Consider the following 15,178-nt stretch of genomic DNA (forward strand, 5'->3'; position numbering starts at 1 on the left):
GATTACATAATTGATTAGTAAGAGTTACTTCAATGAAGATTGCAATTACTGGGATAGGTTACGTCGGTCTTTCTAATGCAGTGTTATTAGCGCAGCACCATGAAGTCACCGCTGTCGATATAGTGCCAGAAAAAGTGGCCATGATTAATGCCCGCCTTTCACCCGTTCATGACGCCCAAATTGAGCAGTTTTTGAAAGAAAAACCGCTTAATTTGACAGCAACCCTGGACTGGGAGGCGGCCTATCGCGATGCAGATTTTGTGATTATTGCCACCCCGACTGACTATGACGTAGAGACCAACTACTTCAACACCCGCTCTGTCGAAACGGTAATTGGTAAGGTGCTGTCGGTTAACAAGAACGCTGTGATGGTGATTAAATCGACCGTACCCGTAGGTTATACCCAAAAAGCTAAAGCGGCTTTTGCCTCGGATAACATTATCTTTTCGCCGGAGTTTTTGCGCGAGGGTAAGGCGCTGCATGATAACCTGTACCCGTCGCGGATTATTGTGGGTGAGCGCAGTGAGCGCGCCGAAACCTTTGCAAAACTGCTCGCCGAAGGGGCGATTAAAAAAGATGTGCCGGTGCTTTTTACCGACAGCAGTGAAGCCGAAGCTATTAAGCTGTTTTCCAATACCTATTTGGCGATGCGGGTGGCTTACTTTAATGAGCTTGACACCTACGCTGAAACCCATGGCCTCAATAGCCACCAGATTATTGAAGGGGTTGGGCTTGACCCGCGCATTGGCAGTCATTATCACAATCCATCATTCGGTTATGGTGGCTATTGTTTGCCGAAGGACACCAAGCAGCTGCTCGCCAACTATGAGGATGTGCCCAATAACCTGATCCGTGCCATTGTGGACGCCAATACTACCCGCAAGGACTTTATTGCCGACTCTATCGTGAAGCGTAATCCACAGCGGGTAGGGATTTATCGCCTCATCATGAAGGCCGGTTCGGATAACTTCCGCGCCTCGGCGATTCAGGGAATTATGAAGCGCATCAAGGCGAAAGGCATTGAGGTAGTGGTGTACGAGCCTGTGCTGCATCAAGACGAGTTTTTCCACTCAAAAGTGTATAAAGACCTGGCGAGCTTTAAAGCCGACTGCGATGTCATCGTGGCAAACCGTTTAGTAGATGAACTGCTGGACGTGCGGGACAAGGTCTATACCCGGGATCTGTTTGGCTCGGATTGATTGAGGGCGTCTCGCTGCCAGGTAGGTGAAAAGTGCCCGTCTAGAATGTGAGAAAGCTGACAGCATTCAAGCTTGTTTTTTTGACTTGAGTTTTTTTATTTTCCATTGGTGCGGCTTGTGGGGAGTGATACTTATGCTCCCTAAACGCTGAACCAGATTATTTCAGGATTTTTCATGAAAGCCATTATTCCCGTTGCCGGCCTCGGCACCCGTATGTTGCCTGCTACTAAAGCAATTCCTAAAGAAATGCTGCCCATAGTAGACAAGCCACTTATTCAGTATGTGGTGAACGAAGCGGTAGCTGCTGGCATTAAAGAAATTGTGCTGGTGACTCATTCCAGTAAAAACAGCATTGAAAACCACTTCGATACCAGTTTTGAGCTGGAAGCAACCTTGATGAAGCGGGTAAAGCGGCAGCTGCTTGAAGAAGTGCAGGCGATATGCCCACCTGAGGTGACTATCATCCATGTGCGCCAGGGCGAGGCCAAGGGGCTTGGGCATGCAATAAACTGCGCCAGAGGTGTAGTCGGCGACGCACCCTTTGCGGTATTGCTGCCAGATGTGATTGTGGACGAATACCATAGCGACCTGAAGCAGGACAACCTTGCGAAGATGGTGGCTCGTTTTAAAGAGTCTGGCCACAGCCAGATTATGGTCGAGCCTGTACCGCAAGAATTGGTTTCAAGCTATGGGGTGGCAGATTGTGGCGGTGAATCCCTTACTGCTGGCCAATCCAAACCTATGACTGCCGTTGTAGAAAAGCCTGCATTGGCAGAGGCTCCGTCGAACCTTGCTGTGACAGGTCGCTATGTGCTCGATAAGGCGATTTGGCCATTGCTGGCCAACACCGCCCCTGGCGCTGGCGGTGAAATTCAACTGACAGATGCGATTGCTGCATTAATGCAAAGCCACACCACTGAGGCGTATCACATAGTGGGTAAAAGCCATGACTGTGGCAGTAAAGCAGGCTATATGCTGGCCAATATCGAATATGGCCTGAGACATAAAGATACTGCGGATGCTTTGCGTCGGTTGATTGCAGACCAAGCAAAGCAGACTATTTGAAGCTGAGATAAAGACGGTCCAGAAGCGAGTGCCGTTAAAAAGCGCTTAAAGCATACACCACAGAGAACACTGAGGCGCACAGACAGGCACAGACAGGCACAGAGGAAGGTAACAGCAGCAAGCTTCTCTTCGCTTTCTCTGTTCTTTTTGTGCAGCGTTCTTTGCGTCGCGAAGCGCTCCGTGGTGAAAATGCTTAATTGTGCCTTGCTTTCCTTCGTTGGAGCTCAAAGCGAGTGGGCCGAACACCCGAAAAACAACTACTAATTTTGTTTACACACAGTAATATACCCCTCTTTTTTAAAGCGTTGCGCCGCGGCGGTGTAAGCGCAGCAGTGGTTTCCAGGTATCCAGCATGATTTTAGGCATAGCAGCCATCTTCAAAAATGAACATCCCTACATCATTGAATGGCTCGCCTTTCATCGGTTGATGGGCTTTGACCGCTTTTATATTGCAGACAATGAGAGCGATGATGGTTCGTCTGAGCTGCTTAGTGCGCTGCACCATGCTGGATTAATTACCTGCTTACGGTTTCCAACACCTAAGGACAGTGCGCCTCAGTTACCGGCCTATAATCGCCTGCTGAACACCTATGGCCGCGAACTTGACTGGTTAGCCTTTATCGATGCCGATGAATTTATTGTGCCTGAGCCGGGTTGGTCTGTGCGCGATGTGCTGGCCCCCTTGAGCAAAGACCCACAGGTTGGTGCCATTGGCATGAACTGGGCTGTTTTCGGCTCGTCAGGCCAGCAAAAGGCGGGCCCCGAGTTGGTGACTGAGCGATTTACCCAACGAGCATTGAAATCTCTGGGTGTAAATCGTCATATCAAGACCTTGGTCAAACCCGGCAGTTGCCGATTTATGAAGAATCCCCATAAGGCAGCACTGAATAACGGGCAGTATGTGTATGCTGACGGGACTGAGATGGTGTTTGATGCCAAGCATCCTGAAGGTATGAGTGCGAGGGTGAGCTGGGACCGGCTTAGGGTTAATCACTACGTGATTAAATCCTATGAAGAGTTTAAAAATCGCAAACAACCCCGGGGCCGCGCCACCACGAATGTTCAGCGGCTGGATGAGTTTTTTAGCCAGCATGATCTGAATGACGAAGCCTGTGATTGGCTGAAGCCCTGGCTGCCAGCCCTGAGTAAGGAAGTGGACAGCATATTGGCAACCTTGGCGCGACATAAAGGTGGTTCGGGCTTGCTGCCTTGGTTAGGCCGCCGTGGGGCTAGGTTATGGAGCAAGGTTGCACCATCGCCCCTGTTTGAACTGCAGCCTGTCAGTCACCTGTTGCGGGTTGGCGGTAAGTATCAGTGGCGTGTGGTGGGGGAGGACCCCGGCTTCAGGCTTAAACCCTTGGGTGGGTTTCGTGAAGGTTGGTTTATGTTGTCTGCACAGCTGCAGAGCTCTCTGGCACGCTTGGAGGCAAAACTCTATGTAGATTATGGCAGTGGCTTTGTTGAGGCGCAGGCCATTGTATTGCCGTTAACATCGGGTAAGCTGGCCAAACGGGTCGTGTATTTTAAAAATAAGCCCCTCAGTATCCGATTCGACCCGGTTGAACAAGTCTGCTTTTTATCGGTTGAACACTTTTCTCTGAAGCGGCTGACGCCGGGATTTGCCCGTAAGTTGATGCACAAGAAGCTGACTGCCCGTGGTATTGCCGTTAATCAGGGGTGTTCTGATAGGCAGTGGTTGCAGTTGTATGAGCAGTGCTTTCAGCCTGCTGGGCCGCGTATGAGCTATGACCAGTGGCGCTCTGTGCATGAGTCGCCGCCACTGTCGGCGGGTGAAGCTGCAGCCATTATCGCGTCGTTGCCTTTCAGGCCGGTTATTTCGGTGGTGATGGCGACCTATAACATCAGCGACGCATACCTTATCGCTGCAATTGAATCGGTCGTTGGTCAGTCGTATCCCCAGTGGGAGCTTTGCATCGCAGACGACGCTTCTACCGCCGGGCATGTGAGGCCGTTGCTGGAGCAATACAGCAAAAAAGATCACAGGATTAAGGTCTGTTTTAGGGAACAGAATGGCCACATTTCAGCGGCAAGCAACAGCGCGCTTGCTTTGGTCAGTGGGGATTATGTCGGGCTGCTTGATCATGATGACTGCCTGGCACCCGATGCCTTGCTGTCGGTGGTGCAGACCCTTAACCGCCAAAGAAGCGCCCGGGTGATATACAGCGATGAGGATAAAATTGATGAGTCAGGGCAGAGGAGTGAGCCTCATTTTAAACCTGATTGGAATCGTGATTTGTTTTATTCGCACAACTATATTTGTCATTTCACCGTGCTTGAAACGTCACTGATACGGGCTGTGGGTGGTTTTAGAACCGGTGTGGAAGGTAGCCAGGATTATGATCTGCTGCTGCGATGCATTGCCAAAGTAAAAGATGACGAAATCGTTCATATTCCGTCCATTTTGTATCACTGGCGTGCAATACAGGGTTCAACCGCGCTGAGTGGCAGTGAAAAGCGCTACACCCAGAAGGCGGGGGTTGCGGCGTTAAAGAATTTCTTTGAGCCCGTTGGAAGGGGTATCTTGGTTGATGAACATCAGTTAAACAACTGTTACCGGGTGCGCTGGCCTGTGCCAGAACCTAAGCCTCTGGTTAGTTTAATTATCCCGACCCGCGATGGTTATGAAGTGCTTAAGCAATGCGTTGACAGCATATACCGTTTAACGCGCTATCCTAACTTTGAAGTTTTGATCGTTAATAATCAGAGTTGTTGCCCCAAGACTCTGGCATATTTCAATGAACTGAAAGAAAATCGCCTTGCCAGCATCATTGACTTCGATGATGAATTTAATTTTTCAGCTATGAATAACATGGCGGTTAATCAGGCAAGGGGAAGCATTGTTGGATTAATCAACAATGATATTGAGATTCTGAATGAAGACTGGTTAGAAGAGATGGTAAGCCAGGCCGCTCGTCCTGATATCGGTTGTGTGGGGGCGAAGCTATATTATCCCGATGGCCGTATTCAGCATGCTGGCGTAATTCTTGGGATTGGCGGCATTGCCGGCCATAGTCATAAGTATTTTGGCAAACAACATTATGGATACCATTCACGCCTGAGTCTGGTGCAAAACTACTCGGCTGTGACCGCTGCGGCCTTGCTGGTGAGAAAGGACGTTTATCTTGAGGTCGGTGGTCTTGAGCCTGAATTAAAGGTGGCATTCAATGACGTGGACTTTTGTCTTAAAGTCAGGGATGCTGGCTACCGTAATTTATGGACGCCTTTTGCGGAAATGATTCATCATGAATCCGTGAGTCGTGGTTTTGAGGATACGCCGGAAAAAAAGGCGAGATTTTCGACAGAGATCACCTGGATGCAAAATCGCTGGGGTGATAAGTTGCAACGCGATCCTTGTTATAATCCGAATCTAACCTTAACCCATGAGGACTTTTCGTTTCGAGCAGTGTAAATTTGAGATTTTAGGAACGTGCGAATAAGTTATGCCATAGATTAACATGTATCTGCTGTAGCTTAACACAGAGCAAGAATTTGACTTATTCGCATCTGACTTATTTTTATTCTTACTTATTGCTTTTCTCCGCCTGGAGAGTTTCCTTTATTATATTGAAAATTTTCGAGTCCAGCCAAAATTGCTGAGGTGAGCGAAGCAGTTTACGTGTCTTTCTGAACAGTTTTTCAATGTTCGACATGGTAACTATGCTTGCCGATTCTGCTTTAGCAGAAAGCTGAGTTAATATCTCACTTTTCGATTCCGAAGAGATTTTTGTCCAATCGATGTGCTGGCTATCAAAACTTATTATCCACGGTTTTGTTTTTTCTTTTAACTCAGTCAGTTCTTTATGCTGTTTGTGGCATGGATTCAGCATTGTCGCTGGCCATGAATATCCAAATCTAGCTGCGAGTTGCGCATCGAGAAGCCATTCCTCCTCTGAATATTTCAAGGTTTCTTCATGAACTCCGTAAATATTTAATACAGACAGGCGTTCATCTGAAATACTGTCGAATAAGGCTAGAGTTGATGCTTTGTATATCATATCGGAGGCATGTTGGTAACTGGAATAGTCAAGCATCCTTTCCAAAAATGTTGTCCACTCAGCCATTGAGTCTGAAATACAAACTCCCTCGCAATTCATTCTTTGCATATCCGGCAACTGAGACGCGATAACAGGGATCCCCAATAGGCCGCTTTCCCATCCCTTTAGCCCGCTCTTGCATAAATTAAAGTCATTATTCACTAACGGCGCAATGGTAAGCCAGGAGTCGGCAATGAGTGCGGTTAAGTTTTCGAATTGAACCGACTTCTTGAAGGATACTTGTTCTGTGTGTTGGGCGAGTGTTCCCAATGAGATGTCACCAATCAGCTCAAACTTGATTTGTGGATATTTAATTAGAATATCTTCCAACCAGGGCTTTATCAGGTCGAAATCGTGTTGGTGATGGCTCGTGCCGGGGAGGTAACGGATTATTTTTTTGTTGAATCGAATGCTATCCGATATGTTTGGACTGTTAAAAATATGCCTTTTAGGCAGCTTGTTAAAACACACGGATACCTGCTTTTCTGGCATGGATTGCCGAACTTTGTCAGCAAGTGGCTGGGTCGAGCAGATAATGTGTGGGAACAGTTTAAGTGCTTTAAAATAATTGTCGGCAGAATTCTTAATGACTTCTACGCTGAGCTTCCCGGAAAGAATGGCTGGGCTTTCTTTCTCCATATTTGGAGAGAATAAATAATCGTCAATGTCAGCGTAGATATTAAAATTTAACTGGTCGGCCAAGCGAAGGAGATTGATAAGTCCTCGTCCATGTTGTGGGCGGTGACAGATTACATGGGTATAAGTTGATAGATTGATTTTTGATACTTGCGAAATATTTATCGCATGCGTTTTGATTCCCAGTGAATTAAAATATTCTGAGGGATAGATACAGCGATAGCGCACCGATGCGTCAGCATAGTAATTGAGTCCTCTTTTGGAAAAATTAACGAAGAGAATCTTCATGCTTATACCGTCTGGCCGTTGTGGAGGCGGAATGCTATCAAGAGACGGGATAAGCGAGCAATCAAAAATTCCACCTTCTCTGACAAGGCACTCGATTGCGCGGCAGTCATGTTTATGGCTGCTATGTCCGTCTGCCAACAAGGTTACCATAACGGATATCCATGCGGTTGTTCTGCTCTTTGGTGCTGAGTCCACGCGAGATTGATCTCCCGAGGTTAGATTAATAAGGGTCTGTATGAACTTTAAAATTGTTATTCCCGCCCGTTATGCTTCCAGCCGTTTTCCGGGCAAGCCTCTGGCGCTGATAAATGGTCGGCCTATGCTTTGGCACACTTATCAACGGGCGCTGGAGACGGGGGTTACGCCGCAGGATATTGTTATTGCGACCGATGATGCGCGTATTTTTGAGGCTGCGAGTGAGTTTGGCGCGCTGGTGAAGATGACCCGCAGCGACCATGTGTCGGGGACATCCCGCCTGGCCGAGGTGGCGCAGAACATGGGCTGGTCTAGTGACGACATAGTGGTGAATGTGCAGGGCGATGAGCCTTTGCTTGCGCCTGAGCTGATACTGACTACGGCTAAGGTGCTCGACCAGTCTGGCGCCGGTATTGCGACGCTGGCCTGTCCGCTGGTGAAGCTTGACGATGTGGCCAGCCCTAATATCGTGAAGGTGGTGTTCGATAGCCGCGGTAAGGCACTGTACTTTTCCCGTGCGGCCATCCCGCACGTGCGTGATGGTCTGGCCGGCCTGACCATAGATACTGCCAATACTCCCTGGTTTCGTCATATCGGTGTTTATGCCTATCGGGTGCAAACGCTGTTTGACTATCAGTGCTGGGACGGTTGTGAGCTTGAGCGTTTTGAAAGCCTTGAGCAGCTGCGTGCGCTGGTCAATGGCGTGCATATTCAGGTGGCGGTGGTTGATGGTATGCCGGAGCATGGGGTGGATACCCTGGAAGATTTGCTCAAGATAAGCAGCAAGTTTGCGCCGCCAGTGGATTTATCTCGCTGACGGAAAGTGTGTTTCTTAAGGGAAGGTGCGAATAGGTCTTGTGCTTGCTCTGCGTGAGCTTACGGCGGATAGATGCAAGGCACGGCGTGCAGCGAATGGCCCTAGTCCTTCGCAAGCGCTTTGATGTTGAAAGCAGGTAGCGTAGCAGATGCCGCTGTAAGTCACGCCCAGCGGGGCTTTGCTAACAACACCATGTGGGTGTAATTCTGCTTCAGTATGCCTTCACTTGAATGCTTTGACTGGCGTCATGATTTCAGCCAGAGCTGTGCGGGGACCTGTTCGCACCTTCCTTAGAGTAAAAACATGAATTCATCACGGGTTGCTGCTATTATCGCGGCCAAACTTTAGTGCAACTCTTGAGAATTGATGACTTTATATACAAATTCTGCAGGCATTTGGCGCCGCAGGCTCACGCTGCAGAAATGTCTCAATGTCTCCCTGGCTCGTTTCTCCCGTTGGCATACGCCCAAAGCCGGTGATGTGTATGTGGGTTGGGGCAATAAGCCCGCCAGTCGCCGCATGGCCGAAATTGCGGCGCGCCGGGGCGTGCCATTTGCCCGTCTGGAAGATGGCTTTATTGGCTATAGCGGCCATCCTGCCAGTGGTGGTACCTCGGTTGCCATCATCAAAGACGATGTGGGCATTTACTATGACAGCAATCAGCCATCGCAGCTGGAGTTGCTGATCCCCGTTTCCCTGTCAGAGGCTGAGTTGGCGCGCAGCCGTCGTTTGCAGGCTCAGATTGTTGAGTTTGGTATCACCAAATACAACTGTTACCCGTCTACATCTGCCCATCGTCACTGCCCTGAAGAACTGACGACTTTACTGAATGGCTCAGCCTACGTGCTTTTGGTTGACCAGGTTGCCGGCGATCAATCTTTGATTGGTGGCCAGGTCGGCAGCGACGACGCCTTAGCCATGGTCAGTCGTGCAAAAGCGTGCTTTCCCGATGCCAGATTGGTGATCCGCGCCCATCCCGACACGCTTCAGGGCAACAAATCCAGTTTGCTGTCGAGTCTTCGCGACCACGAGCTGCTCAAGGATGCGGTATGGTTTGCCGCGCCTTGTCATCCCCACGGAATTATTGCTGCCGCTGAGGCGGTATTCACGCTCACATCCCAGCTGGGCTTTGAGGCCTTGCTCCTTGGCAAGCCGGTATTTTGCTTTGGTATGCCTTTTTATGCTGGCTGGGGGCTGACACAGGACAGTAAATCATGCCCAAGGCGGCGTGAGGCCGCGCCAGAGGGCATCCTTATCGAGCAGCTGCTGCATGCGGCATTGGTGCGTTATCCCAAGTATTTCCATCCGGTGCTGAACCGTGCCTGTGAGGTGGAAGAGGCCATCGAGCTTATTCGTGCCCAGCAGTTGGGGCTGCCCAGTTACAACACCTTATATTTGCTCGGTTTCTCTTTGTGGAAACAAGCCTTTATCGGCGATTTTTGCCGCCATCTGGCGTGTCGGGTTCGCTTTGTCAGCCGTCCTCCTGGATCAGTTGAGCGCGATGACAAACTGCTGGTTTGGGGCAATCGTTTTCCTGAGCTTGAACAGGTGTTGCGGATTGAGGATGGTTTTATCCGCTCTGCGGGCCTGGGATCCAATCTTTGCAGGCCATCGTCGGTGGTTATCGATGATGAGAGCATGTACTTCAATGCCCAGCGCCCCAATCGGCTAAGACGCCTCTTGAATGACTATTGCCTGACACCAGAGGACTTGCGCCGTGGAGCCTTGCTGGTGCAGCAATTGGTGAGCGCCGACATTAACAAGTACAACCTGAGTGGCCGTGCTGCCTATGTGGCCGGCAATCACGAACGGCAAAGGGTGTTGGTTGTTGGCCAGGTCGATGGTGATGCCTCAACGCTGACCGGCAGCCCTGTGATTAAGAGCAATGAGGAATTGCTGTGGGCTGTGCGCAAGGACAATCCCGATGCCTGGGTTATCTACAAGCCGCACCCGGATGTGGTGGCAGGTAACCGTGAAGGCAAGCTGACGCCTGAGTGCGTGGCAGCGTGTGTGGATGAGTATGTTACCGATGTCACCCTTGCCGATTTGTACCCTCACATAGATGAGCTGCACACCATGACATCTCTGTCAGGGTTTGAAGCCTTATTGCGCGGTGTTTCTGTCGTGACCTGGGGCCAGCCTTTTTATGCTGGCTGGGGGCTGACGGCTGACCGCTATCCTGCCAGCGACAGATTGCGGCCTCTTAGCCTTGAGGCGCTGGTGTTTATTACGCTGGTCAAATACCCGATTTATATCGATTGGGGCAGTGGCCTTTACGCCAGACCCGAGTGGATGATTGAGAAGTTTGCCGGGCAAAAAGCATCGGCAGTTCAGCAGCAATCCCGCTGGAACCGTTGGCAACTTAAACTTGGTTATTTGCTTGAAGCGCTGAGAAAAAGATGAACCTTGTATTACTTCAGGGACCGTTAGGGCCTTTTTTTCAAACTCTTGGCAATCAGTTGATTGACGACGGCCACACCGTTTACAAGTTTTGCTTTAATGGCGGCGATGAGTGCTGGTCGACCAAGGCTCAGCTTGTCCGCTTTCAGCAGCCGCTAAAATACTGGCGTGACTTTTTTGCTGAGTTTTGCCAAGCGCATCAGATTGATGCGGTCGTGGTTTATGGTGATTGCCGCGCCTACCATCAGGTTGCTGCCAAGGTGTGCCGTAGTGCAGGCATCGCGTTTTGGGCGCTGGAAGAGGGCTACCTGCGCCCGGATTTTATTACCATGGAATTGGGCGGCGTAAATGCCAACAGCCCCTTGTTCCCGCTGCGAAGCAATCTGGCAAGCTACCGCCCGAGTCACGAGTATCAGTACCAGGTCATTGTGGGCAAGTCATTTGCTTCAAGAGCCTGGTATGCCACACGCTACCATGTCAACAAGCTGCTCGGGCGGGTGAGATACCGACATTTTGTCGACCACAGGCCGTGGACTATTGTCGAAGAAACCAAGGGTTGGCTTAAAAGTGGCTGGATCAAAATAACCCATAAGCAGCGCGATGCGGCGCTGTTACAGGCGCTGAAGGCCCACAAGGGACGCATTTTCCTGCTGCCGCTGCAGGTGTCTGAAGATTTTCAAATCCGTCATCACTCCAATTTCAATGATGTTGCCACCGTGATTGAAGAGGTGATCCGATCTTTTGCGCGTTATGCCAAACCCCAGGACAGGTTGCTTATCAAGCATCATCCCATGGATCGTGGCTACGTGGATTACGGACCCCAAATCAATAGGTTGAAAGCGGATTTGGGCTTGGAAACCCGGGTTGATTACGGCTATATGCTGCCACTGCCAAAGATATATCCCCTGCTTAAGGGAGTGGTTACCGTTAACAGCACTGTGGGCTTTTCGGCATTGCTGCACAAGGTGCCGGTTAAGTGCCTGGGTAAAGCGCTGTATGACATTCCTGGCCTCACAAGCTCACAGCCTTTATCGAAGTTTTGGCAGCAACAAAGTCCGGTTGATATGAAGGTATTTTCGGCTGTCAGAACGGCATTTCTGCATGAAACTCAGGTTAATGGCTGCTTTTACAAAGGGATGCAGAGCACTGCCAAACAGATATCCAGCAGGATGGCCCAAAAACAGCAGGAAAAAGCAGTATCAGCGGCAAGCTAATTGCCGGCAACTGCTTTGTCCCATTTTGCGCTGTCGGAATGTTAAAACATGACCCGGAAGCCGAGATTGTGCGAGTTTAAGGCTGGATTGAGTTCGTATCTGTTGCCATTGGACATGTGTTCAAAACGGTAGAAAAACTGCCAGTTTCTAGTCATTTCATAGCCGACTTCAGCACCCAGGAAAAATTGTACGTGGCCGCCGTAATCTTTGGTGTGCAATTCATTACTGCCAAATTCACTCTGTTCGAGCCACAGCAAGCCGGCCGGTATTGAAAAAGTAAGCTTGCCTATTTCTTTTGTCAGAAACAGCCCGGTGCCGAGCCGCAGGGTTGATTCATCATCCAAAGACAGTTGGCCGGCTCTGACATTGAAACCCACGTATGCCAGATCGTCACCAATCTCCCACATAGTATGGTCATAGCCCATGTCCATACTGCTGATTTCCTTGTTTTGTTCAGAAGCTGGAATGCCACTGCTGAACGCAATTCCATTTTCGTTTAACGCATAACAGTAAGCGGTACACAATCCCAAAGTCAGCACTATGCCCTGCAGCTTTAATTTCCGCATAAGAACCCCCGCTGAGGTTAACGAAATATCAGTAAGTTAGCTTGGATAGTTGGGAAGCTTCACACTGTTAACTCTAGTTCAAACTTCAAGGTGCACTAAAAAAAGCGTGAGATTTTTTAAGGGGATACCTGCATTTACTACTCGAGATTTTTGTATCCGATTGATAAGTCGATAAAAGTTTGTTAGGGAGCGGAGAAAAAACGGCGGAAAGTCTTATTTCATGCTTTCTGTTGTGTCTGCGCGCTGTGCCCGGCGGCATTTTTTTCCGTCAGCAACCGCACCTTTTCAAGTTTGGGGGCGATATATACCCGGCAGAAGGGGCGTTTGGGGTCGGTGTGATAGTAGTTCTGGTACTCGGCCGGTGAGGCTTTGAAGCCTTCGAGGGGCAAAATTTGGGTGATGAGAGGTTTGCAAAATTCGGCGGCTAGCAGTTGCAGCGCTGCATTAAGACTGTGCTGCTGCCGCTCATTATGGAAGTACAGCGCCGAGCGATATTTGCCGCGCATGCTGTGTGCCTTGGTGGCTGCGTGGGTATGCAGATGCACCCGGATAAGCTGCTCCTCACTTATCTTGTCTGGATCAAAACTCACCCGTACTGCCTCTGACCAGCTTTCATAGGGCGGCGTAGATTGTGCAAAGCCCTGTTCGACCTTGATGACCCCGGCAAGGCTTTGAAACACCGCCTCTGTGCACCAGTGGCAACCACCGCCGAGGGTGAGCTGGGCAAGGGCGGCAGCATCCGGCGCAGCTGTAACGCTGCGCTCGGCGGTGTGACTGGTGTTTGATGCATGCGGTGTGTTGCTGCTCATCTGTGTTGCTGTTCATCTCTGTTGAAGTTCATCTGTGTTGGCCGTGAGATTTGCTTCTTTCGCCTCGCGCCGTTACAGCTTTCTTTTATTGCTTGGCATGTCGCTAGATGCAGTTAGCTACACGTAGAAAGTGGCACAGCGGCGAATGTGGCGCTGTGCTACTCAAGTCGCAAGCTCGATAAAGCTTAACGTTAACCTGCGTCGCCGTTTGGGCAGGCTTCAGGTGCTGGCTGGGATTCCTGCAACATAGTCTGTTCTATCCAACTTTTGAAGTGGGAAATGCGGGAGTAGTTTTCGGTCACGCCATACTTACCTTCTTCCCAGCCGGTTGCTTCGGCATTCTGCCAGGAGCTTACGCCGAGAATACACACAGCATCATCAGAATAGAGATAGGCAGGCCCACCGGAGTCACCCGGGCCACTGATTCCTTCCAATGGCAAGGCATCAGTGCCACGGTCAAACACAAACCTCAGCCATTGCTCGTCTGCGGCAGTGACAACGTTATTGGCCGCTCTCAGTTGCTCGTCCGCCCCCACAACGCCGGTAACGCCATCGCCGTTATCACCGCGGCCAACAAAAGTGACAACCTTTCCGATTTCGTTCGATGAATCATAGAGTTTCGCGATAGTTGCATTCGTTACTGCTGAGGATAATTTCACCAGGGCGATATCATTTGGAAATTGCTGGTCTTTCCAAAGCGGGTGGCGGATGACCTTTTCAATGTGGTAAGTGTCATCCTTGAATTGCACCTTGCCGCCGATAACAAGATCTTTGGCAACGTGGGCTGCTGTCACTATCCATTGATTTGAGATGAGGCTGCCTGTGCCTGCAACGAATTCCTTTCCCTTATAAACACCATAAAAAGAGACCGTTGAATTATCCGTTTTAGCCAATTCAATATAGGCCGTGTCGGCAGCATCATGCCTTATAATAATGGCTTCGCTGGCGCAGCTGATGAGCAGCGAAATAAGTAACATCCATTTCATTTGAATTATCCTTCAATATATTTTTAACGTCCTTCAATTTATTTTCGAACGTCCAGCAGTTTTCGTGGTTAGATTTACATTGTCTTGGGTTTTAAACCGATTTCCGCACACACCTTGGGTAAAGTCTGAGGCGTGAGACCGGCAGGGAGTCGCTCCAGCGTTGACCGTGAAATAGCTTGCTTAACAGCGTCGCGGCCAGTGGTTATAGCTTCTATCCAGGGCCGAAAGAATGACACTCTGGAGTACACCTCTGTGACGCCATACTTGCCAATATTGCCCCCGGCAACTCTGGAGCTGATACCAAGCAAATAATGGGTACCGCTGCGCGTGATATAAGCCGGGCCGCCGCTGTCGCCCCCGCCTGATACCCCCTCAAGCGGTAAGGCGGCATCATGGCTATCAAAGTGAAAAGTTAATAGTGGCCCGTCGGCTTGAGTAATGCTGTTTTGCGCCTTTCTTAAAACGCCGGCATTCATACGATTATCAATTGTCTGTCCGGTTAGCCCATTGCCGGTACCGCCTGCGCCGATAAACCAGGTTATTTTGCCAAGTTCATCTGCTTCGGTGTAAATTTCTGCCGGTTTAACATTATTTATCGGCGTTACTAATTTTATTAACGCAATATCGTGACTTTTTCCAGGCTGATAATCCTGATGAATAAAAACACCTTCAACTTGATGTAATTCGTTATTCAGGCGGATATAGCTGCCTGGATTAATGCAAAAGGTGGCGTGCGCCGCCGTGACAACCCAATCGGGCTTTATGAGTGTGCCATGGGCGCCATCCGTGTAGAGTGTTGCCAATGGGGCGAAATCTGCTGGTTCAGCAAGATACTGCTTCGCTCCCACATCGTGACGGATCACGATTGCCGCAGCCGGAAAGCTCATCATCATGACTAAAAAGCACTGAGATATGCGCATAACTTCCCTGTGCACCTTGGCATTGGCT

At 49.8% G+C, this 15,178-nt stretch carries 11 protein-coding genes; 6 read left to right on the forward strand and 5 right to left on the reverse strand.

The window, feature by feature from the left end; translation table 11 throughout:
- Positions 1 to 32 precede the first annotated feature (32 nt).
- The 3 genes from KJI95_RS12570 to KJI95_RS12580 all read left to right on the forward strand — a co-directional run bounded on the left by KJI95_RS12570 (position 33) and on the right by KJI95_RS12580 (position 5,694).
- Positions 33 to 1,199, forward strand: coding sequence for a nucleotide sugar dehydrogenase (locus KJI95_RS12570; protein ID WP_214507547.1), 1,167 nt, complete (start codon positions 33 to 35; stop codon positions 1,197 to 1,199).
- A 174-nt stretch (positions 1,200 to 1,373) separates the two neighbouring features.
- Positions 1,374 to 2,264, forward strand: coding sequence for a UTP--glucose-1-phosphate uridylyltransferase GalU (galU, locus tag KJI95_RS12575; protein WP_214507548.1), 891 nt, complete (start codon positions 1,374 to 1,376; stop codon positions 2,262 to 2,264).
- A 352-nt stretch (positions 2,265 to 2,616) separates the two neighbouring features.
- Positions 2,617 to 5,694 carry a glycosyltransferase gene (locus KJI95_RS12580; RefSeq protein ID WP_214507549.1) on the forward strand — a complete coding sequence of 1,026 codons (3,078 nt, stop codon included), beginning with the start codon at positions 2,617 to 2,619 and terminating at the stop codon, positions 5,692 to 5,694.
- Positions 5,695 to 5,806: 112 nt separating this feature from the next.
- Here KJI95_RS12580 and KJI95_RS12585 read toward each other — a convergent pair whose 3' ends face one another.
- Positions 5,807 to 7,393, reverse strand: a complete 1,587-nt coding sequence (locus KJI95_RS12585) for a glycosyltransferase family protein (protein ID WP_214507550.1) — start codon at positions 7,391 to 7,393, stop codon at positions 5,807 to 5,809.
- A gap of 85 nt (positions 7,394 to 7,478) precedes the next feature.
- Here KJI95_RS12585 and kdsB point away from each other — a divergent pair, with 85 nt between their 5' ends.
- The 3 genes from kdsB to KJI95_RS12600 all read left to right on the forward strand — a co-directional run bounded on the left by kdsB (position 7,479) and on the right by KJI95_RS12600 (position 11,869).
- Positions 7,479 to 8,255: a 3-deoxy-manno-octulosonate cytidylyltransferase gene (gene kdsB / locus KJI95_RS12590; protein ID WP_214507551.1), complete on the forward strand. Its 777-nt coding sequence runs from the start codon at positions 7,479 to 7,481 to the stop codon at positions 8,253 to 8,255.
- A 366-nt stretch (positions 8,256 to 8,621) separates the two neighbouring features.
- The gene (locus tag KJI95_RS12595; RefSeq protein ID WP_214507552.1) at positions 8,622 to 10,658 is read left to right on the forward strand and encodes a capsule polysaccharide biogenesis protein; all 2,037 of its coding nucleotides are present in this window, start codon (positions 8,622 to 8,624) and stop codon (positions 10,656 to 10,658) included.
- Entirely contained in the window at positions 10,655 to 11,869 is a 1,215-nt protein-coding gene (locus KJI95_RS12600) for a capsule polysaccharide biogenesis protein (protein ID WP_214507553.1), read from the forward strand. Before KJI95_RS12595 ends, KJI95_RS12600 begins: the two co-directional genes overlap by 4 nt.
- 41 nt (positions 11,870 to 11,910) lie before the next feature.
- Here the strand turns inward: KJI95_RS12600 and KJI95_RS12605 are convergent, their stop codons facing one another.
- The 4 genes from KJI95_RS12605 to KJI95_RS12620 form a co-directional block, all read right to left on the reverse strand.
- A complete protein-coding gene (locus KJI95_RS12605) occupies positions 11,911 to 12,435 on the reverse strand; it encodes an acyloxyacyl hydrolase (RefSeq protein WP_214507554.1) in 525 nt (174 codons plus the stop codon).
- A gap of 218 nt (positions 12,436 to 12,653) precedes the next feature.
- A complete protein-coding gene (locus KJI95_RS12610) occupies positions 12,654 to 13,244 on the reverse strand; it encodes a peptide-methionine (S)-S-oxide reductase (RefSeq protein WP_214507555.1) in 591 nt (196 codons plus the stop codon).
- Between the two features lie 191 nt (positions 13,245 to 13,435).
- Positions 13,436 to 14,230, reverse strand: a complete 795-nt coding sequence (locus KJI95_RS12615; RefSeq protein ID WP_214507556.1) for a S1 family peptidase — start codon at positions 14,228 to 14,230, stop codon at positions 13,436 to 13,438.
- A gap of 74 nt (positions 14,231 to 14,304) precedes the next feature.
- Positions 14,305 to 15,150, reverse strand: a complete 846-nt coding sequence (locus KJI95_RS12620) for a S1 family peptidase (RefSeq protein ID WP_214507557.1) — start codon at positions 15,148 to 15,150, stop codon at positions 14,305 to 14,307.
- Between the last annotated feature and the right edge of the window lie 28 nt (positions 15,151 to 15,178).

The organism is Shewanella jiangmenensis, assembly GCF_018596335.1.
Lineage (GTDB): Bacteria > Pseudomonadota > Gammaproteobacteria > Enterobacterales > Shewanellaceae > Shewanella > Shewanella jiangmenensis.